General features: G+C 56.3%; 22 protein-coding genes. 13 read left to right on the top strand and 9 right to left on the bottom strand.

Annotated features, from left to right (window positions below; genetic code table 11):
• The first annotated feature begins 22 nt into the window (after positions 1-22).
• The 4 genes from GRH90_RS18785 (at position 23) to coaD (ending at position 3,812) form a co-directional block, all read left to right on the top strand.
• Positions 23-1,153 carry a glycosyltransferase family 4 protein gene (locus GRH90_RS18785; protein WP_162367494.1) on the top strand — a complete coding sequence of 377 codons (1,131 nt, stop codon included), beginning with the start codon at positions 23-25 and terminating at the stop codon, positions 1,151-1,153.
• A gap of 128 nt (positions 1,154-1,281) precedes the next feature.
• Complete coding sequence (waaA, locus tag GRH90_RS18780; protein ID WP_162367493.1) at positions 1,282-2,550, top strand: lipid IV(A) 3-deoxy-D-manno-octulosonic acid transferase; 1,269 nt, start codon at positions 1,282-1,284, stop codon at positions 2,548-2,550.
• A complete protein-coding gene (locus GRH90_RS18775) occupies positions 2,551-3,333 on the top strand; it encodes a glycosyltransferase family 2 protein (RefSeq protein ID WP_162367492.1) in 783 nt (260 codons plus the stop codon).
• Positions 3,330-3,812, top strand: a complete 483-nt coding sequence (gene coaD, locus GRH90_RS18770) for a pantetheine-phosphate adenylyltransferase (RefSeq protein ID WP_162367491.1) — start codon at positions 3,330-3,332, stop codon at positions 3,810-3,812. Before GRH90_RS18775 ends, coaD begins: the two co-directional genes overlap by 4 nt.
• 1 nt (position 3,813) lies before the next feature.
• Here coaD and mutM read toward each other — a convergent pair whose 3' ends face one another.
• The 4 genes from mutM to radC form a co-directional block, all read right to left on the bottom strand.
• Positions 3,814-4,623 carry a bifunctional DNA-formamidopyrimidine glycosylase/DNA-(apurinic or apyrimidinic site) lyase gene (mutM, locus tag GRH90_RS18765; protein WP_162367490.1) on the bottom strand — a complete coding sequence of 270 codons (810 nt, stop codon included), beginning with the start codon at positions 4,621-4,623 and terminating at the stop codon, positions 3,814-3,816.
• A 102-nt stretch (positions 4,624-4,725) separates the two neighbouring features.
• The gene (gene rpmG / locus GRH90_RS18760) at positions 4,726-4,893 is read right to left on the bottom strand and encodes a 50S ribosomal protein L33 (RefSeq protein ID WP_012882902.1); all 168 of its coding nucleotides are present in this window, start codon (positions 4,891-4,893) and stop codon (positions 4,726-4,728) included.
• Positions 4,894-4,904: 11 nt separating this feature from the next.
• Positions 4,905-5,141: a 50S ribosomal protein L28 gene (gene rpmB / locus GRH90_RS18755; RefSeq protein ID WP_132924257.1), complete on the bottom strand. Its 237-nt coding sequence runs from the start codon at positions 5,139-5,141 to the stop codon at positions 4,905-4,907.
• Between the two features lie 240 nt (positions 5,142-5,381).
• Positions 5,382-6,062, bottom strand: coding sequence for a RadC family protein (gene radC / locus GRH90_RS18750; protein ID WP_162367489.1), 681 nt, complete (start codon positions 6,060-6,062; stop codon positions 5,382-5,384).
• Between the two features lie 186 nt (positions 6,063-6,248).
• Here radC and coaBC point away from each other — a divergent pair, with 186 nt between their 5' ends.
• From coaBC to slmA, 3 genes are all read left to right on the top strand, one after another.
• Positions 6,249-7,463 carry a bifunctional phosphopantothenoylcysteine decarboxylase/phosphopantothenate--cysteine ligase CoaBC gene (gene coaBC / locus GRH90_RS18745; RefSeq protein ID WP_162367488.1) on the top strand — a complete coding sequence of 405 codons (1,215 nt, stop codon included), beginning with the start codon at positions 6,249-6,251 and terminating at the stop codon, positions 7,461-7,463.
• Complete coding sequence (gene dut, locus GRH90_RS18740; RefSeq protein WP_162367487.1) at positions 7,441-7,899, top strand: dUTP diphosphatase; 459 nt, start codon at positions 7,441-7,443, stop codon at positions 7,897-7,899. Before coaBC ends, dut begins: the two co-directional genes overlap by 23 nt.
• 127 nt (positions 7,900-8,026) lie before the next feature.
• Complete coding sequence (slmA, locus tag GRH90_RS18735; RefSeq protein WP_162367486.1) at positions 8,027-8,623, top strand: nucleoid occlusion factor SlmA; 597 nt, start codon at positions 8,027-8,029, stop codon at positions 8,621-8,623.
• A 201-nt stretch (positions 8,624-8,824) separates the two neighbouring features.
• Here the strand turns inward: slmA and pyrE are convergent, their stop codons facing one another.
• Together pyrE and rph are read right to left on the bottom strand one after the other, a co-directional pair.
• A complete protein-coding gene (gene pyrE, locus GRH90_RS18730; RefSeq protein ID WP_162367485.1) occupies positions 8,825-9,466 on the bottom strand; it encodes an orotate phosphoribosyltransferase in 642 nt (213 codons plus the stop codon).
• Between the two features lie 121 nt (positions 9,467-9,587).
• Positions 9,588-10,304: a ribonuclease PH gene (gene rph / locus GRH90_RS18725; protein WP_162367484.1), complete on the bottom strand. Its 717-nt coding sequence runs from the start codon at positions 10,302-10,304 to the stop codon at positions 9,588-9,590.
• Positions 10,305-10,431: 127 nt separating this feature from the next.
• Between rph and GRH90_RS18720 the strand changes: the two genes are divergently transcribed.
• Positions 10,432-11,295, top strand: coding sequence for a YicC/YloC family endoribonuclease (locus tag GRH90_RS18720; RefSeq protein WP_162367483.1), 864 nt, complete (start codon positions 10,432-10,434; stop codon positions 11,293-11,295).
• A 163-nt stretch (positions 11,296-11,458) separates the two neighbouring features.
• Here the strand turns inward: GRH90_RS18720 and GRH90_RS18715 are convergent, their stop codons facing one another.
• Positions 11,459-11,707 (bottom strand): helix-turn-helix domain-containing protein, encoded by a 249-nt coding sequence (locus GRH90_RS18715; protein ID WP_162367600.1) that lies wholly within the window; start codon positions 11,705-11,707, stop codon positions 11,459-11,461.
• An 11-nt stretch (positions 11,708-11,718) separates the two neighbouring features.
• On the opposite strand from GRH90_RS18715, the gene GRH90_RS18710 reads away from it, so the two are divergent.
• Positions 11,719-11,931: a cupin domain-containing protein gene (locus GRH90_RS18710; protein WP_162367482.1), complete on the top strand. Its 213-nt coding sequence runs from the start codon at positions 11,719-11,721 to the stop codon at positions 11,929-11,931.
• Between the two features lie 232 nt (positions 11,932-12,163).
• On the opposite strand, the gene fhuE is transcribed toward GRH90_RS18710, so the two are convergent.
• Together fhuE and GRH90_RS18700 are read right to left on the bottom strand one after the other, a co-directional pair.
• Complete coding sequence (fhuE, locus tag GRH90_RS18705) at positions 12,164-14,353, bottom strand: ferric-rhodotorulic acid/ferric-coprogen receptor FhuE (protein ID WP_162367481.1); 2,190 nt, start codon at positions 14,351-14,353, stop codon at positions 12,164-12,166.
• A gap of 392 nt (positions 14,354-14,745) precedes the next feature.
• Positions 14,746-15,729, bottom strand: coding sequence for a LysR family transcriptional regulator (locus tag GRH90_RS18700; protein WP_162367480.1), 984 nt, complete (start codon positions 15,727-15,729; stop codon positions 14,746-14,748).
• Positions 15,730-15,919: 190 nt separating this feature from the next.
• Between GRH90_RS18700 and argH the strand changes: the two genes are divergently transcribed.
• Genes argH through GRH90_RS18680 form a run of 4 tightly spaced genes read left to right on the top strand, consistent with a single transcriptional unit; the run spans position 15,920 to position 19,876 of the window.
• The gene (gene argH / locus GRH90_RS18695; protein ID WP_162367479.1) at positions 15,920-17,359 is read left to right on the top strand and encodes an argininosuccinate lyase; all 1,440 of its coding nucleotides are present in this window, start codon (positions 15,920-15,922) and stop codon (positions 17,357-17,359) included.
• Positions 17,360-17,374: 15 nt separating this feature from the next.
• Positions 17,375-18,244, top strand: coding sequence for an amino acid ABC transporter permease (locus GRH90_RS18690; RefSeq protein ID WP_162367478.1), 870 nt, complete (start codon positions 17,375-17,377; stop codon positions 18,242-18,244).
• Between the two features lie 12 nt (positions 18,245-18,256).
• Positions 18,257-19,021, top strand: a complete 765-nt coding sequence (locus tag GRH90_RS18685; protein ID WP_162367477.1) for an amino acid ABC transporter ATP-binding protein — start codon at positions 18,257-18,259, stop codon at positions 19,019-19,021.
• Between the two features lie 27 nt (positions 19,022-19,048).
• Entirely contained in the window at positions 19,049-19,876 is an 828-nt protein-coding gene (locus GRH90_RS18680) for an ABC transporter substrate-binding protein (protein ID WP_162367476.1), read from the top strand.
• Positions 19,877-19,889: the final 13 nt, after the last annotated feature.

Raw genomic sequence — 19,889 nt, 5'->3', positions numbered from 1 at the left:
GGTTTATGGTGAACAAGGGGCTATGAAAACAACCAGACTGGCGATTGTCCGGCAAAAGTACCGCCCCGACGGCGGCGCGGAGCGTTTTATCACCCGGGCGCTGGACGCATTGGACGATACCGGGCTGGAACTGAATATCCTGACCCGGCAATGGTCCGGCGACCCTCGCCCCGATTGGCATGTGCATATCTGTAATCCGGCAAAATGGGGGCGTGTGTCGCGTGAGCGCGGTTTTGCCCGCGCCGCCAGGCGTTGCTGGCAACGCGAACATTTTGATTTGGTGCAAAGCCACGAACGTATTGCCGGCTGCGACGTCTTCCGCGCCGGCGACGGGGTGCATAGGGCTTGGCTTGAACAGCGGGCGCGCATTATCCCGGCACACCAGCAATGGTTAACCTCGTTCAGCGGCTACCATCGTTATGTGCTGGCGGCGGAAGAGGCGATGTTCCACGCGCCTGAGTTAAAGAAGATCATTTGTAATTCCCTGATGGTGAAGAACGACATTATCCGTTGCTACCAGGTGCCGGAAGACAAATTCGCCTTGATCTATAACGCCATAGATTCAGCGCGATTTTATCCCGCGGCGCCGGAACAGCGCAGGCAGGCCCGGATGAAAATGGCCATCCCGGAGCAGGCCTGCGCCCTGATCTATGTCGGTTCCGGCTTTGAACGCAAAGGCCTGAAAGCGGCCATCACCGCGATAGCCGCCAGCGATCGTTATCTGATTGTGGTGGGCCAGGATAAACAGCAGGATAAATATCGCGCTTATGCCCAGGGTTTGGGATGTCTGCAGCGCATCCGTTTTATCGGGGTACAAAAGGACGTGTTACCTTTTTACCATGGGGCGGACGGCCTGATTTTGCCCACCCTTTACGATCCCTTCCCCAACGTCATACTGGAAGCCATGGCCTGCGGCCTGCCGGTAATCACCAGTGAACGCTGCGGCGGGGCGGAGTTTATCGAAGCCGGGAAACAGGGTTTTGTCTGCGATGCGCTGGATGTCAAAACGCTCACGGAATTCGTCAGCGCCATACCTTCACGTCAGCTGCGGCCCGAGATGGGACTCGCCGCCCGCGAGCGGGTGAAAGACTGCACCCCCGTCCGCCTTTCCCAGCAGTTGACCGGGCTGTACAGCCAATTGTTATCTGTTTAAAAACACCGGATATAATGTGGGAAAGCGACTTATCTGTTAGCATGGACGCGCTTAAAATGCGATTTTAATAATTTGGTTTAACTTTAACTCAGCACACCAGCCGCGGTGCCTTACTATAGCTAACTATAATGATCTATAACATACTCATCTATCTCATCCAGCCGCTGATATGGATCCGGTTATTATGGCGCAGCCGTAAAGCGCCGGCATACCGTCGTCGGTGGGCTGAGCGCTACGGATATTGCCAGGGCAAGGTCAAGCCCGGCGGCATTATGCTGCACTCGGTGTCGGTCGGTGAAACACTGGCGGCCATCCCTCTGGTGCGCGCCCTGCGCCACCGTTATCCTTTTTTGCCCATTACCGTCACCACCATGACGCCGACCGGTTCGGAGCGGGTCCAATCCGCCTTTGGCAAGGATGTACATCACGTCTATTTGCCCTATGACCTGCCGGGGGCCATGAATCGCTTTCTTAACCACGTCAATCCCAAGCTGGTTATCGTGATGGAAACCGAACTGTGGCCTAACCTGATCAAGGCCCTTTACCGGCGCAAAATTCCCCTGGTGGTGGCCAATGCGCGATTATCCGCCCGCTCCGCCGCCGGTTATAAAAAGTTCAGTACCTTTATCGCCAGGATCATGGGACGGATCACGCTTATCGCGGCGCAGAACCAGGAGGATGGCGATCGCTTCCTGGAACTGGGACTTAAACGTAACCAACTGGCCGTCACCGGCAGCCTGAAATTCGATATTTCCGTCACCCCCGAACTGGCGGCGCGGGCGCTGACGCTGCGGCGCCAGTGGGCCTCTCGCCGCCCGGTATGGATTGCCACCAGCACCCATGAAGGCGAAGAGATCATCCTGTTGCAGGCCCATCGCCAGCTGCTGGCCGCCTTTCCCGATTTACTGCTGATCCTGGTGCCCCGCCATCCGGAACGCTTTCCCGTCGCCAGGGAAATGACACAAAAGGCCGGCTTAACCTCGATTTTACGCAGCTCCGGCGATATCCCCGCCCACGATACACAGGTGGTGATCGGCGATACCATGGGCGAGCTGATGCTGCTTTACGGCATTGCCGATCTGGCGTTTGTCGGCGGCAGCCTGGTCGAGCGCGGCGGTCATAATCCGCTGGAAGCCGCGGCCCATGCCATCCCGGTGCTGATGGGCCCCTATACCATTAACTTCAAGGATATCTGCGGCAAGCTTGCCGAAGCCGGGGGATTGATAACCGTTAGCGACGTCCCGTCGCTGGTCAAGGAAGTCACCACCCTGCTTACCGACGAGGATTATCGGCTCTATTACGGCCGTCACGCGGTTGAAGTACTGCATCAGAACCAGGGCGCCCTGCAACGGCTGCTACACTTGCTGGAGCCTTACCTGCCGCAGCGGAGCCAATGAATGCCGTCGGGAACGCGTCTTTCGGTGGTGCTAATCACCTATAATGAAGCCGAACTGCTGCCGGCCTGCCTTGCCTCGGTCCAATGGGCGGATGAGATTGTGGTACTGGACTCATCCAGCACCGATCTGACGCGCCAAATCGCCGCAGAGGCCGGCGCCAGGGTATTTGAGGCGAAAGCGTGGCCGGGCTTCGGCAAACAGCGCCAGCGGGCTCAGGAGCATGCCACCGGCGATTATATCCTGATGCTGGACGCCGACGAGCGGGTAACGACCGAACTTAAGCGCTCGATTGAAAAAATCATCAACCAGCCTCCCCAGCCCGATACCGTCTACAGCTGCGCGCGCGCCAATCTGTTCCTCGGCCGCTTTATGCGTCACAGCGGCTGGTATCCGGATCGGGTAATACGCCTATATGCGCGCGCAAATTATCGCTATAACGATAATGCGGTGCATGAATCCCTGGATATACGACAGGCGCGGGTGGTCAAACTCGACGGCAGCCTGCAGCACCTGACCTGCCGCGACCTGATGGCGTTCCAGCGCAAGCAGTTACAATATGCCGAAGCCTGGGCGCTTGAGCGCCACCGGCAAGATAAAACCTGCGGTTTTATCTCCATCATCGGCCATACGCTGGGCGCGTTTATCAAAACCTGGCTGCTGCGCGCCGGCTTTCTCGACGGTAAGCAGGGTTTATTGCTGGCAATGGTGAACGCGCAGTATACATTTAATAAATATGCCGCCCTGTGGGCGCTTCGCCGCGCCGTAAAGAGAGACGCCAGATGACAACCAAAGCCATTTATCCGGGCACGTTTGATCCGCTCACCAACGGCCATCTTGATTTGGTCACCCGCGCCGCCAGGATGTTCGATCGGGTGATTCTGGCCATCGCCTACAGCCCAAGCAAAAAGCCGCTGTTTACCCTGGAAGAACGTGTCGCCCTGGCCAAACAGGTCACCGGCCATCTGCCTAACGTCCAGGTGATAGGCTTTAGCGACCTTATGGCCAACTTCGCCCGCCAGCAGCAGGCTAATATCCTGGTGCGGGGACTGCGCGCGGTATCGGATTTTGAATATGAAATGCAGTTGGCCAAGATGAACCAGCACCTGATGCCCGAACTGGAAAGCGTGTTCCTGATGCCGGCCCAGGAGTGGTCCTATATTTCGTCAACCCTGGTCAAAGAGGTGGCGCTGCACGGCGGCAATGTCGATTTTTTCCTGCCGGATCCAATTGCCAGGGAAGTCAAAGCGCGCCTTCATCCCTGACTCAATGCTGGCAGTTGGGGCAAAAGAAGGTGCTGCGCTGACCGTGCTTCGCCGTCTGGATCGGCGTGCCGCATACCCGACAGCCCTGCCCCCCGCGACCATAGACCTGCAGCTCCTGCACAAAATAGCCCGGCTTGCCGTCCGATTGCATAAAATCGCGCAGCGTGGTGCCGCCCTGCGCGATAGAGCGCAGCAATACCGCCTTGATGGTCTCGGCCAGCAGGCCGGCCTCGGCCTCGGTTAACGAACCGGCGGGCCGCGCGGGCAGGATCCCCGCCACAAACAGCGACTCGCTGGCATAGATATTGCCCACGCCGACCACCAGTTTGTTATCCATCAGCCAGGGTTTCACCAGCGTGCGCTTGTTGCGCGACTTGTCGAACAGCCAGCGACCGTTAAATTCATCATTCAGCGGCTCCGGCCCCAGATGCGCCAGCACGCGGCTGGTTGCCAGATCCCCGCTCCACAACCAGGCGCCGAAGCGCCGCGGATCGGTATAGCGGATGGTACAGCCGTTGCTCATTATCAAATCCACATGGTCATGCTTTTCCGGCGGCACCGGCTGCGGCAATACGCGTAAACTGCCGGACATGCCCAGGTGGATAATGATCCAGCCGTCGCTAAGCTCAAGCAGCAGGTATTTGGCCCGACGCCGCACGCTGATGACCAGGCGATCGCGCAGGGCGATGATTTCATCGGACACCGGCCAGCGCAGGCGCGCGTTGCGCACCACCGCCCGCACGATATGATGGCCGGCGACCCAAGGCTCTATGCCGCGCCGGCTGGTTTCCACCTCAGGGAGTTCTGGCATGTCGTCACCCGTTTTTCGTTAAGCCGCCCAGGTAAAATAGCGCCTGGGCAAATCACCAATAAAAAACCCGGCCGAAGCCGGGTTTTTTGCAATCCACTAAAATTATTTGATTTTAGCTTCTTTGTACAGTACGTGCTGGCGTACAACCGGATCGAATTTTTTCAATTCCAACTTTTCCGGTTTGGTACGTTTATTCTTCGTAGTGGTATAGTAGTGACCAGTACCAGCAGAAGAAACCAGCTTGATCTTCTCGCGAACACCCTTAGCCATGATTCAGTTCCTTAATACTTTTCACCGCGGGCACGCAAATCGGTCAAGACCGTTTCGATGCCCTTCTTATCAATCACACGCATACCTTTAGCAGATACACGCAGCGTAACAAAGCGTTTTTCGCTCTCAACCCAAAAACGGTGAGAGTGCAGGTTAGGCAGAAAACGGCGTTTGGTCGCATTCATTGCGTGGGAGCGGTTGTTGCCGCTCACCGGGCGCTTGCCGGTAACTTGGCAGACTCGGGACATGTCTATTCTCCAAAAATCTAATCAGCTCGAGCTTCGTAAAAAGGTGTTAGCCGCCTCGTCAGGCTTTAGAGCCCATCTCAGCACATTCACTGAGGAGAGACTTTCAACAGATTTAAATCTGCTGAGATAGGCTCTCAACGCTACACCCAGGATTCTCAAAGGTGGCGTAGTATACGCTTTGAAGCGCAAGTGCTCAAGTCCCGCGCAACTAAAGATCCCTGAGGATCGCAGGAAAGAGGCTCACAACCACCCTTTTTCGGCAAAAGAGACGTATTCTCCCGCGCCGATAACCAGGTGATCGAGTACCCGGATGTCCAGGAATAAGCACGCCTTGACCACCAGATCGGTCACATCCCGATCGGCGCGGCTGGGCTGGGCTTTTCCCGACGGATGATTGTGCGCTAAAATTATCGCCGCCGCATTGACTTTAAGCGCCTCGCGCAGGATTTCACGCGGGTGTACTTCTACGCTGTTCACTGTACCCTTGAACATCTCCTGATGGGCAATCAGGCGATGCTGGTTGTCCAGGAACATGACCACAAATACCTCCCGCTCCCGGCGCGCCAGTAATAACTGCAGGTAGCTACGGGTGATTTCCGGGCTGGTCATGGCGTTTTCACGCATCAGATGTGAACAATAAAAACGATGCGCCATCTCGCCGATGGCCTGCAGCTGGGCATACTTAGAGTTGCCCAGTCCCTTGACGGCGCAGAGCGTCTGCCGGTCCGCCGTGATTAATTTATGAAACGAGCCAAACTGCGCCAGCAGGCTTTCAGCGTATTGCATGACGTGCATGCCCGGCACTCCGGTACGCAGGAACAGCGCCAGGAGCTCCGAATCGCTGAGGATCCCCGGACCAAACAACAGTAATTTCTCACGCGGCGCCAGTTTATCATGCCATCCTTTATCATCATCATCCATCTGCCTGCCTCCGTCCATGTGCCCGCCTATCATGCCATTGCGCACGGGCTTGTACGACGCGGAAACGGGAAAGTTGCGGCCCTCCCTGCAATTTAGCACCAGGTGCTTCTTGACGAGACAGATGCCTGTTCATGGAAGGGTTATGATAAAATGTTTTTTACTTAAGCTTACAAGCGGACAACCGAGATGACGGAACTTGCCGGCAAACATATTGTACTTGGTGTGAGTGGCGGTATCGCAGCCTATAAAAGCCCTGAACTGGTGCGCCGTTTGCGCGACCGGGGCGCGGATGTGCGGGTGGTTATGACTCCCGCGGCCAAAGCGTTTATCACCCCGCTGACGCTGCAGGCGGTATCGGGTCACCCGGTTTCCGACGATCTGCTCGATCCCGCGGCCGAAGCGGCCATGGGCCATATCGAACTGGGGAAATGGGCGGATTTGGTCCTGCTGGCCCCCGCCAGCGCCGATCTGATCGCGCGTATCGCCGCCGGCATGGCAAACGATTTGCTGAGCACCCTGTGCCTGGCCACCGCCGCGCGGATTGCCATAGCGCCGGCCATGAACCAGCAAATGTACCGGGCGCCGGCCACCCAGGCCAACCTGCGCACCCTCGAATCCCGCGGCGCATTGCTGTGGGGGCCGGATAACGGCAGCCAGGCCTGCGGCGATATCGGCCCGGGCAGGATGCTCGACCCGTTGGATCTGGTCGAACTGTCGCGCCGGCATTTTACCGTCGACCTTTCGCTTGCGCACCTTAACGTCATGATTACCGCCGGCCCTACCCGCGAGGCCCTCGATCCGGTGCGTTATATCACCAACCACAGCTCCGGCAAGATGGGTTTCGCCATTGCCAGGGCGGCGGCGGCGAAAGGCGCGCACGTCACGCTGGTGACCGGCCCGGTGGATTTGCCCACGCCGGCCAATGTCTGGCGCGTCAATGTCACCAGCGCGCAGGAAATGCAGGACGCGGTGATGAAGGACATTGGCGATCAGCAGATTTTTATCGGCTGCGCCGCCGTGGCGGATTACCGCTCGGCCGAGCCGGCGGCGGAAAAAATCAAAACCCGGGGCGACGAAATCACTATCAGGATGATCAAGAATCCAGATATCGTGGCAAGCGTCGGGGCATTGACGGAAAATCGTCCCTTTGTGGTCGGATTTGCCGCCGAAACCCAAAATATGGAAGAATACGCCCGGCACAAACGCGTGGCGAAAAATATGGATCTGATCTGCGCAAATGACGTTTCCCAGCCGGGACAGGGTTTCAACAGCGAGACCAACGCGCTGCACCTGTTCTGGCAAGACGGGGATACCCGGTTACCGCTAAGCGATAAGTCCCTGCTTGGTCAACATTTAATTGACGAGATTGTCCGCCGTTATGATGAAAAAAATCGACCTTAAAATCCTTGATAGCCGTATCGGCGATCGTTTCCCACTGCCTGTTTATGCCACCTCGGGTTCCGCCGGCCTGGATCTGCGCGCCTGTATCGACGATGCGATTGTCCTGGCGCCCGGCGAAACCACCCTGATCCCGACCGGCCTGGCGGTGCATATCGCCGACACCGGCCTGGCGGCGATGGTATTGCCGCGCTCAGGGCTGGGCCATAAGCACGGCATCGTGCTGGGCAACCTGGTGGGACTGATCGATTCGGATTACCAGGGACCGCTGATGGTGTCCGTCTGGAATCGCGGACAGCATGTTTTCACCATCGAGCCGGGAGAACGCCTGGCGCAAATGGTGTTTGTACCCATCGTCCAGGTGGAATTTAATGTCGTCGACGAGTTTAGCGCAAGCTCCCGTGGAGAAGGCGGTTTCGGCCATTCCGGCCGTCAGTAGGCGTTAACGGGCGGCCTTCCCCGGCATCGACAATCCACTCTTTTAACGCCGCAACACCCGAAGTTGTTGTGGCCGATGCCTGATAATAATTCATTATTGATACTTTTTACCCAGGGACCTATTCGGCATGGTAGAAAAAAAGAATACGAAACGTAATCGCCGCGAGGAGATTCTTCAGGCATTGGCGCAAATGCTTGAATCTGGTGACGGTAGCCAACGTATCACCACCGCCAAGCTGGCGGCCACCGTAGGCGTTTCCGAAGCGGCGCTATATCGCCACTTTCCCAGCAAAACGCGGATGTTCGACAGCCTGATCGAATTTATCGAAGATAGCCTGATTTCCCGTATCAACCTGATCCTACAGGATGAAAAGGAAACCCTTAATCGTCTTCGTCTGATTATGCAGCTGATCCTGGGTTTTGCCGAGCGCAACCCCGGCCTGACCCGCATCATGACCGGCCATGCGTTGATGTTTGAACAAGACCGGCTGCAGGGCCGTATCAACCAGCTGTATGAACGTATCGAAGTGCAGTTGCGCCAGGTATTACGCGAGAGAAGACTACGGGAAGGACAGGCGTTTGAACTGGATGAGGCCCTGCTGGCCAGCCAGTTGCTGGCTTACTGCGAGGGAATGCTGTCTCGTTTCGTGCGCACCGAATTCCGTTACTCGCCGATGCATGAGTTCGATGTGCGCTGGCCGCTGCTGGTGGCGCAACTGCGCTGAGCCGCGACAGCGGCCGCCTTATTGAGCGTTTGCGCAGGTGCACCAGCCGTTTGATACGGCGGAAATCTGGATTGGTGATAACCGGTTTTGCCAAACCGGGTTCAAAAACGACGAGTCTGGAAAACCTGTTTAAGTGCAGACTGTTCATGCGCGGATAGTATGGGACGGCGCCCGCTGTACCGGCCAGCTATCTGTTTATGCTTAGACTCCGTATTGACGCTGATAGGCGCGCACCGCCGCCAGATGGTTGGCCATTTCGCTTTTTTCTTCCAGGTAATCGATAAGATCCTTCAGCGTAACGATGGCGATGACCCGACAGTGGTAATCACGTTCCACCTCCTGTATCGCCGAGATTTCGGCCCGACCCTTTTCCTGCCGGTCAAGAGAGATCAGCACACCGGCCAGCTGCGCCTGATGAGCCTCGATTATGGCCATGGCTTCGCGGATGGCGGTGCCGGCGGTAATCACGTCATCTAGCAGCATCACTTTACCTTGCAGCGGGCTGCCCACCAGGCTGCCGCCCTCGCCGTGATCCTTGGCTTCCTTACGGTTAAAGCAATAAGGCACGTCGCGTTCAAAATGTTCGGCCAATGCCACGGCCGTGGTGGTGGCGATGGGAATGCCTTTATAAGCCGGGCCGAACACCAGATCAAAATCAATGCCGGACTCCATCAGCGCGGCGGCGTAAAAGCGCCCAAGCAACGCCAGGTCGCGACCGGTGTTAAACAAGCCGGCATTAAAAAAATAGGGACTTTTCCGGCCCGACTTCAGCGTAAATTCGCCGAATTTCAAGACCTGTTTGTTTAAAGCGAACTCGATAAACTCTCGCTGATACTGTTTCACTGCTGGCACTCCTCACAACGGGGCGACGAAACCGCCGCCTGGGTTTGCGTCAACGGCGCAACAGGATGCGTTGACTCATCCGACACCTGTCCCGCCATTCAGTCTGCAATCATCTAATACATCAATCAGCCAATGCGGCCTTTTGCGCCTGGATTAACGACTCGATGCCGCCACGGGCCAGCTCCAGTAGGGTGATAAGCTCTTCCTGGCTGAAGGGTTCGCCTTCGGCGGTACCCTGCACTTCAATCATGCGGCCGTCTTCCATCATCACCACGTTCATATCGGTTTCAGCGGCCGAGTCTTCCACGTATTCCAGATCGCAGCGCGCTTCACCCGCCACGATGCCGACAGAAATTGCCGCGACAAAGCCCTTGAACGGATTGGTCTTCAACTGGCCCTTTTTCTGCATGCCCGCCAGGGCATCGGCCAGCGCCACGCAGGCGCCGGTAATAGACGCGGTGCGGGTGCCGCCGTCGGCCTGCAGTACATCGCAGTCCAGGGTAATGGTGTATTCGCCAAGCTTCTTCAAATCCACCGCGGCGCGCAGCGAGCGCGCAATCAGGCGCTGGATTTCCAGGGTGCGGCCGCCCTGTTTGCCTCGGGACGCCTCGCGGGCATTACGGGTATGGGTCGCGCGCGGCAGCATGCCGTATTCGGCGGTGATCCAGCCCTGGCCCTGTCCTTTCAGAAAACGCGGCACGCCCTCTTCCACCGTGGCGGTGCAAAGCACCCGGGTCTCGCCAAACTCAATCAGCACCGAACCTTCGGCGTGCCTGGTAAAATGGCGGGTAATGGTGACGGGACGGACTTGCTGAATGTTTCTGCCTGCTGGACGCATGGCTTTCTCCGGGCTGATATTTTGTGTATTGGCTGCGCATTATACGGTCTTCGGGACCATATGCCTATCATGCCCGGCCCTGCGACGTTATAATCCCCCCAACTTTTTTATAAGGACGGGTACGCATATGATCCGCAGCATGACCGCATTCGCGCGGCGCGAAGTTAAAGGTGATTGGGGCAACGCAGCCTGGGAGCTTCGCTCCGTTAACCAACGCTATCTGGAAACGTACATCCGTTTACCGGAGCAGTTCCGCGGCCTGGAGCCAGCCATCAGGGAACGTACCCGCACCCGCCTTACCCGCGGCAAGATTGAATGCAACCTGCGTTTTGAGGTCAATCCCAACACCCAAAGCGCGCTGATTTTAAACCAGCCGCTGGCCAAGCAGCTGGTGGAAGCGGCCCAGTGGGTCAAGATGCAAAGCGACGAGGGTGAAATCGACCCGATGGAAATCCTGCGCTGGCCGGGCGTCATGGCGGCGGAAGAGCAGGATCTGGACGCCATCGGCGCGGAACTCCTGGCGGCACTGGATGCCGCGCTGGATGACTTTATCCTGGCCCGCGAATCCGAAGGCGCCGCGATCAAGATAATGATCGAGCAACGCCTGGCCGGCGTCAGCGCCGAAGTGGCCAAGGTGCGCCAGCAGATGCCCGATATCCTGGTGTGGCAACGGGAACGCCTGCTGGCCAAAATGGAAGATGCGCAGGTACAGCTGGAAAACAACCGCCTGGAGCAGGAACTGGTGCTGCTGGCCCAGCGGGTGGACGTCTCCGAGGAGTTGGATCGACTGGATGCCCATGTGAAGGAAACCTACAATATCCTGACTAAAAAGGAAGCGGTGGGCCGCCGCCTGGACTTTATGATGCAGGAGTTTAACCGGGAATCGAATACGCTGGGGTCGAAGTCAATCAATGCGAGTGTGACGACATCTGCGATTGAGCTGAAGGTGCTGATTGAGCAGATGCGGGAGCAGATCCAGAATATCGAATAATTTCTGCTGACATCTAATAAATGCCACAATGCCCTGTTTTAAGGGCATTTTTTTGCACCCACTTTTCATTAACTTATCACTTTCGAACTTAATCAGGCCAGTTATGTTGCTAACGATAAGCGGACCTAAGCTTAGAATCAGTCCCTACAAAGCAGATTTAGGTTCAATGATTCAACTGGAAAACAAATGAACCGCCTAAGGCGGCAGCGTAACGGTTAAGCGTTGAGAAATTAGGTGAACCCAGTCCATTTTCAATGCGGCTGATATTCTGCTTTTTTATCCCGGTCTTAAGGGCGATGTCTTGTTGGGTAAGCTGCATAGCCTTGCGTACCGTCTTGAGCTGAGCGGCGAGCGCTTTCCTGACCGGAATATCGTTATAAGCTTCCTTTACATCCGGGTTTTCCAAGGCAATAGCTTATCCGGATGGACAACAGCGGCGTTGCCGAAGAACGCCATGATGATTTCGCCGAAGCATTGATTCTTATCGAGGGCCGGCTACAGCTTGATATCGAAGGTCATCTCATCAAGATGAAATCGGGAGACTATTACGTTATTGCGCCCGGCAAAACGCACCGTGTTTTACCGGGCAGCCACGGAACGCTGCTGCTGATTGACGCTGGAACCTCCATCCCTTGATACAGGTGTCCGAAAAATCCTTCGTATTTTATGTGGCCATTGCGCGAATCAGTTTGTCTTGGGCGCAAAAACCTATCACGGCAGCGGTGTTTACTGGTCTCCCGAGAACAAAAAACCAACCTCGGCGATTGATTTATAAAGCCTGAGCCGCAAGCCTTCAAACACCGCTTTTGCGCGCGCTGTTTTCCACGTCGTAAAAAAACAGAGGCGGGATCCCTCCCGCCTGTCTTTATCAGAATGCGTAACCCACCGTCACCGACATGTTGCGCGGCGCCCCATAAACCGCATAAGGTCCGAGGTAGTCGTAGTATTCTTTATCGAACAGGTTGTTGATATTGGCCTGCACGGAAAGCTGTCGGGTGACCTGGTAGCGGCTGAACAGGCTGACCAGCGCGTAGCTGCCCTGGTCGGCGCGCATCGTCCCCTGCGGTCCGTAGGCGTCCTGCCAGCTATGATTCCGCCAGTTTACCCCGCCGCCGACCGCCAGATCCGGCAGCATCGGCAGTTGGTAGCGGGTAAAGAGTTTCAGCGAGGTGCGCGGCAGCTCGGAGTTAATGGCGTTGCCGTCTTGATCGTCGGCAACATAACGGGCTCCGCCAAAGGTCATTTGCAGATTGTCGGTTACCGCGCCGTTGAGCTCGAATTCAAAGCCCTTGCTGACGGTGCCGTCGACGCCGCGATAAGCCATCTCCGTCGTGCCGGGAATATAGGTGCCTTCGCTTTGCGCGACATTATCCTGTTCGATGCGGAAAACCGCCAAAGACGCGGTCAGGCGGCTATTATACCAGTCGCCCTTCAGGCCGGCTTCGTAGTTTTTACCGGTGGTGGGATCCAGGTAGTTTTTATCGGCGTCCCTATAAGTCTGCGGCTGGAAGATGGAGGTATAGCTGGCATAGGCGGACCAGGTATCGTCGAGATCATAAATCAGGCCGGCATAGGGCGTGACGTCGTCTTTATCACTGGTGGCGGTCGAGCCATTGGCGCGCCAGTCGGTGTAACGCGCGCCGACGATCAGGTGCAGCGGATCGGACAGCGCAAAGCGCGCCGCAGTATAGACCGATTTTTGCCGGATGGTGTCGTTGGAATAATCAACCCAGGGACTCCAGTCGGCATCGGCGATATGGCCGTTCCAGTTGTTATAGTTGCCAATATCCGATTCGGTGATGGTGGCCTGTGAATTAAAATAATGATTATTTTGTTTGCTGTAGCTGGCGCCGGCCACCAGCTCATGCTGGCGGCCTAACAGCTCAAAGGGGCCGGTGGCATAGGTATCGACGGAACCCAGCTTACGTTTGCCCTTATTCCAGCCACCATAGGCGGAAACGCCCTCGCCGGTGTCTTTATCCGGGAAACCGTCGGCATACATCAGCTTGGAATCGAAATCGGTTTCGGCATGGGTGCCGTTCACACGCAGCTGCCAGCCGTTATCAAAGCGCTGGGTCAGATCGGCAAATACCTTTTTCGACTCATGATTAGAGTAGCTCCAGTCCGGCGCCGGATTGAAGCCGCGGTCAAAGTGAGTACGGCTGCCGTCGCTGTACCAGGTCGGCAACCCGCCCCAGGTGGGATTGCTGGTATCACTTTCCTGGTAATCATATCCCAGGGATAACGTGGTGGAGTCGGTCAGGTCGGCGTCGACAACGCCATAAATGAACTTTTTGCGGTTATGATAGCGAGCGAGCCAGGTATCATTATCCTGGTAACCGGCAATAACGCGCCCGCGCACATTGCCTGACCCGGTCAGCGGCGCGGAGAGATCGGCCACCATCCGCCGCTTATCCCAGGTACCGTAAGTGCCCGAAACCGAGCCCTGGAATTCACGACTGTCAGCATGTTTGCGCACCATATTAATGGCGGCGGAAGGGTTGCCCGACCCGGTCAAGAGTCCCGTTGCGCCGCGCACCACCTCGATGCGATCGTAAATAGCGGTATCCGATCCCGAGTCGCCGAAGTTCCAAACGTCGCTAAGGGTGGTGGGAATGTCGTCAAAGACGAAATTATTGATAAAAAACCCGCGGGAATAATAGGTTGAACGATCGGAGTCGATATTATTGGCGGTAATGCCGGTGGTGTTGGTCAGCACCTCGCCGATGGTTTGCAGGTCCTGGTCCTGCATACGCTGTTTGCTGATAATACTGACAGACTGCGGGATATCACGCGGTACCAGCAGCATTTTGGTCCCGGCCGTGGTGACCGGCACACTGTAATCCTGCTGGTTATGATTAGTGCCTGTGTCGCCGTCGGTCCAGGCTTTGACCACCAGCGTCTCATCAGCGGCTTGTTGGCCGGCTGAATCGTCCGCCAGGGCAATATTGCAAGAGGAAGAGATGAAGACAACGACAACGGATAGTGAAAATGTACTTACTGACCTATTAACTCTCAGCTCCGCAGCTCTTTTACTTAACCCTGGCACTGACAACATTATCGCTCTCCATAAGACCGCAACTATTTTTCACAATTTCTCAATGGGTTGATTGATTCTTTTATGATTCGCCGCTGCCTGAAAAGCCACTTTCAGCCTGGTATGCTGACGTGAACCAAAAAGCCAATGAGAATACTACTCATTAGCTTTACAGGTGTAAATAAATTTAACGGTTGTAAAGTTGACGATCGGAGTCCGAAAAGATTCAGCGCTGGCGGCCGATCGATCAACTGATGTTAAATAAAATTATGCCGGAGGGCTGAGATATACAGACAAAAATCCATGGACCATGGCACCGTTATTGATTAAGCCCGCGTTCAAGGTCACCCTTGCATGCGCGTGCCGTTTTGCACCGCTGCCCTAAGGTGGTGCGCTGATGTGGGATCGATGCGCTATTCTGCCCTCGGATGGTCCAGCAGAGCGGCGGAAGTGTTCTTCAAAGCATCGAGGAATAATTTCACCACGGAATTTAATGCCGCGCCTCTTTTTACCACCAGGTTGAACGGCGTAGTAACATATATGCTTTCCGGTTTGATTGCTTTTATTTTTCCTTCGCGCACAAAGCGACTGATATAATGCGCCGGCAGAAAGCCGACATAATTTCCAGTGAGGATCAGCATGGTGACCGCCTCAACCTGCACCGCCACGGCATTGGAGGGAGAAAAGTGAAGCGAGGGGTTTTGATGACCATGATTGGTATAAAAATGCTTGATCAGGCTGGCGCGCTCTATACGTTCATTGGTCAATGCTTCCGGTGCAACGGAGAACAACTCATGCCGGTCAGAACAACATAGGTATGCTATTTCATTATAGAGGAAAAAATAATCTAAATCGGATTTCTCTTGATAAACGGGTATTATTCCACAGGTGAAACGACCATCAATCACGCCGCGCTCGATTTCCTCCAGCTGGGTGGCATGCAGGCGCACGCTGACCTTGGGCGCCTGGCGGTGTATCTCGCTCAATGCCCATACCACCGGCGATTGGCTGTCGGTGATGGTATTATCGATAATGCCGATATTTAATTCACCAAACATTTCATGGCGGGCGTGGTTTAAGGTATCCCGAAACTGGTTTATCGAGGAGAACAGATCAAGACATGCCAGATAGGCTACTTTACCATGTTCGGTAAGATAAAATCCCTCGCGTCCGCGGGTGCACAACTTCATGCCGAAACGGATTTCAAGATCGGAGATTTGTTTACTTATCGCCGCCAGGCCGATATTCAATTCATTACAGGCCGCAGTAAATCCTCCGGCCTCGACTACCGTTTTGAATACCCGCAAAAGCTTTAAATCCGCAACACCAATATTCTGCTGATTAATATCACTCTTGACCGGCGACGTGTTTCCAAATTTGGAAAGTGGACTTTCCATAATAACTATTTACCCTCACGCCTTCGTTCTCCATTATCAATTCAACAACATCATTCAACTTATTTCGCCATCGCCAGCGGTTGTTTGTAGTCCTTCTTTAAAGGTCACTCATCCAGTGATGTCGTTTACAGAAAAGATTGCAACATCTACAGAAAAGATTGCAACATCCATGCCATAAAAGGAGCATGCCATGTCACATCCGGTCGAACGTCTTTGGGGGGCGCGGTTTAAAAGCGGGCCGGCCGCCGCGCTCAGCGCGCTGTCGCGCAGTCCCGACGCCTATTTCGCCTTGGCCGCCTATGATCTGGAAGGGTGTCGCGCCCATGCTTATGAACTACAGCGCGCCGGGCTGCTGGACGAGAAGGAAACCACCCTGATGGTGGCGGCCATCGCACAGTTGGCCGATGACTATCGGCAAGGGCGCATCCAGCCCGGCGTGGATGATGAGGATGTGCACACCTTTATCGAGCGCCTGCTCACCGAGCGGCTTGGTGAACTGGGCGGCAAGCTGCGCGCCGGCCGCTCGCGCAATGACCAGACCGCCAACGATCTGCGGCTTTACCTACGCGATAACGCCCGCAAAATCGTTGGCGCCCTGCTGGACTTGCAAACGGCGCTGGTGAAACAGGCGGAGCGGCATATCGACAGTATCGCCCCCGGATTTACCCACCTGCAGCAGGCCCAGCCCATCGTATTCGGTCATCAGTTAATGGCCCATGCCCAGTCGTTTGCCCGCGACGTCGAGCGCTTTCAGGACTGGGATAAACGCTGTGCGCTGTCGCCGCTGGGCGCCGCCGCCATGGCCGGCTCGGCGATTGCCATGCATCCCGAACTGTCGGCGCGGGATCTGGGTTATGACGGTCCCTGCGAAAACTCCATCGACGCGGTGGCCAGCCGCGATCACGTGGCGGAATTTTTATTTGCCGGCGGCATGCTCGGCGTCAACCTCTCAAGGCTATGTGAAGAGGTATGCCTGTGGGCCTCGCGCCAGTTCCGCTGGGTGGCGCTGGATGACGCCTACGCCACCGGCAGTTCCATCATGCCGCAGAAAAAAAATCCCGATATCGCCGAGCTGACCCGCGGCAAAAGCGGAAGGCTTATCGGTAACGTGACGGCGATGCTGGCCACCATGAAAAGTTTACCGCTCTCCTACAACCGTGATCTGATCGAAGACAAACGCAATGCCATGGATAGCGTCGAACAATTGCTGCTGGTGCTGCCGGCCATGGCCGGCATGATCGAGACCATGGCCGTCGACCGGCAGCGTCTGCTGCTGCAGGCGCCGGAGGGCTTTACCCTGGCCACCGAAGTGGCGGACTGGCTGTCCCGCCGGGGCGTGCCGTTTAAAGAAGCCCATGAAATTACCGGCAAACTGGTGCAGCTATGCGAGCGGCATCAGTTGGAGCTGGACCAGCTCAGCGACGCCCAGTTGGCTGACGTGGATGTCCGTCTCACCGGCGAGGTGCGCCGGTGCCTGACCCTGGAGGCGGCCATCAACGCGCGTTGCGCCTGGGGCGGGACCGCGCCGGCCCGGGTGGCCGAACAAATCGCCCGGCTGCGGATAAAACTGGCGGCTCAGGCCGCCTGGGTGACCAGCTATACCGGCCTTACTTTAACATCGGTTGAATAACCCGCGGGAGTGGCCATGACCGAACAGCAATATCCGGGCGGCGGCGACCAGCCCGCCAAAATCGATTTAAGCGAATATCAGCATGTGCCCCAGCGTTATTACGGGCGGATTTTCTTCTCGGTAATTATCCTGGCGCTGCTGGCGTTACTGATTAACGCCTTCGCCCACGGCAAAATCGAATGGAGTTTTGTCGGGCAATTCCTGACCGCCAAAGCCATCCTGTTCGGCCTGGGCAATACTATCGTGATGTCGATCCTGGCGATGCTGCTGGGGGTGATCTTCGGCGTCATCATCGCGGTAATGCGCATGTCGCAAAACCCGGTGCTGCGAGCCGTGGCCATCGGTTATACCTGGATTTTCCGCGGCACCCCGTTGATATTGCAGTTATTACTGTGGTTCAACCTGGCGCTGATTTTCCCTGTCATGGGCATTCCCGGGCTGTTCAGCTTCAATACCGTCGATATCATGACGCCGTTTATGGCCGCTCTGCTCGGCCTGAGCATCAACCAGGGCGCCTATACCTCGGAAGTGGTGCGCGCCGGCCTGCTGTCGGTGGATCTGGGCCAGTATGAAGCCGCCAAAACCATCGGCATGACCCGCCTGCACGCCCTGCGGCGCATTATTTTGCCCCAGGCGATGCGGGTGATTATCCCCCCCATTGGCAACGAATTTATCAGCATGGTGAAGACCACCAGCCTGGCCAGCATGATCCAATATTCCGAGCTGCTGTATAACGCCCAGACCATTTACTTTGCCAACGCCCGGGTCATGGAACTGCTGTTCGTCGCCGGCATTTGGTATCTGGTGGCGGTGACCATCCTGTCGCTCGGCCAAATCCGCCTGGAACGTCATTTTGGCCGCGGTACCCAGCGTCGCGATCGCTAACGGGAGGATGAGATGAAAAACATAGTCAAAGCCATCAACGTGAATAAGTATTTCGATGAGTTCCAGGCGCTGAAGAACATTAACCTGTCGGTGGACCACGGCGAGGTGATGTGCGTCATCGGCCCCTCCGGCTCCGGAAAAAGCACGTTTTTGCGCTGTATTAACCAGTTGGAACGTATCGACAGCGGCGGTATCTGGGTGGATGACGAGCTGGTGGGCTACCGTATCCTGGGTAAAAAACTCTATCCGCTCAACGATCGCCAGGTGGCCCGCCAACGCCTGAAGACCGGCATGGTGTTCCAGCGTTTTAACCTGTTTCCCGATAAAACCGCGCTGGAAAATATTATCGAGGGGCCGACCCAGGTGCTGCTGCGCCCGGTGAAGGAGGCCAGGGAGGAGGCCATGGCGTTGCTGGAAAGGGTTGGCCTTGCCCATAAGCGCGACGCCTATCCGCTGGAACTGTCCGGCGGGCAGCAGCAGCGGGTGGCGATAGCCCGCGCGCTGGCCATGAAACCCAAACTAATGCTGTTTGACGAACCCACCTCCGCGCTGGATCCGGAGATGGTTGGGGAAGTGCTGGCGGTAATGCGCGGCCTCGCCGCCGAAGGAATGACGATGATCGTGGTGACACATGAGCTCGGATTTGCCCGGGAAGTGGCCAACCGCGTGGTCTTTATGGACGAAGGCGGGATCATTGAGAGTGGTAATCCGGAAGATGTTTTGCTTAATCCACAAAATCCTCGGACCCAGAATTTTATCTCTGCCGTCCTGATTTAAACATCATTACATATCGAGAACCTGATCATGAAAAAAACGCTGTTGTCCTTGTTAACCGCCGGTGTGTTGCTGAATACGGCGGCAGGCATCCAGACGGCCGGAGCCACGGAACTGACCCAAAAAGACGAAATTAAAGTGGCCATGATGCCAAACTATCCACCGCTGGAATTCAAGGATCCCGCCACCGGCGAGCTGACCGGCATGGATTACGATCTGGGGATGGAAATCGGCAAGCGCCTGAACCGCAAAATCAGCTGGCAGGAAATCGGCTTTGAACAAATGGTCAACGCGGTGGCCACCAAACGCATCGACATGATCCTCTCCGGCATGACCGACACCAAAGCCCGCCAACCCATAGCGACCTTCGTGGATTATTACCACAGCGGACCGCAGTTCTACACCACCGTCGCCCATAAAGACATCAACCAGATGCTGGATTTGTGCGGCAAGAAGGTCGGCACCAGCCGGCGCACCACCTTCCCGGCAGAAATCGCCGCCTGGAGCCAGGCCAACTGCGAGGCCGCCGGTAAACCGGCTATCGTGGTGGTGGGCGCCGAAGGCACCGCCGATGCGCGCACCCAGTTGCGCCAGGGACGTATCGACGGCGTGGTGCAGGGCAGCGAAACCCTGCCCTATATCATGAACCTGGAAAAAGACACCTATAAGCCGCTGGGCAAGGCGTTTGCCTACCAGGTGACCGGCATCGGCATCGCCAAGGACGATACCGCGCTGATTGAAGGCGTCAAGTCGGCCCTGACCGCGATGATCGATGACGGTACCTACCTGAAGATCCTCACCAAATGGGGTATGCAGGACGGCGCGATAACCGAGGTCACCATTAACAGCGGCAAATAACCGGCCGTGTTCA

The organism is Acerihabitans arboris (genome assembly GCF_010131535.1).
GTDB classification, from domain to species: Bacteria; Pseudomonadota; Gammaproteobacteria; order Enterobacterales; family Enterobacteriaceae; genus Acerihabitans; species Acerihabitans arboris.
The sequence above is the reverse complement of the archived record's forward strand: the minus strand, read 5'-3'. Positions and strand labels throughout refer to the sequence as shown.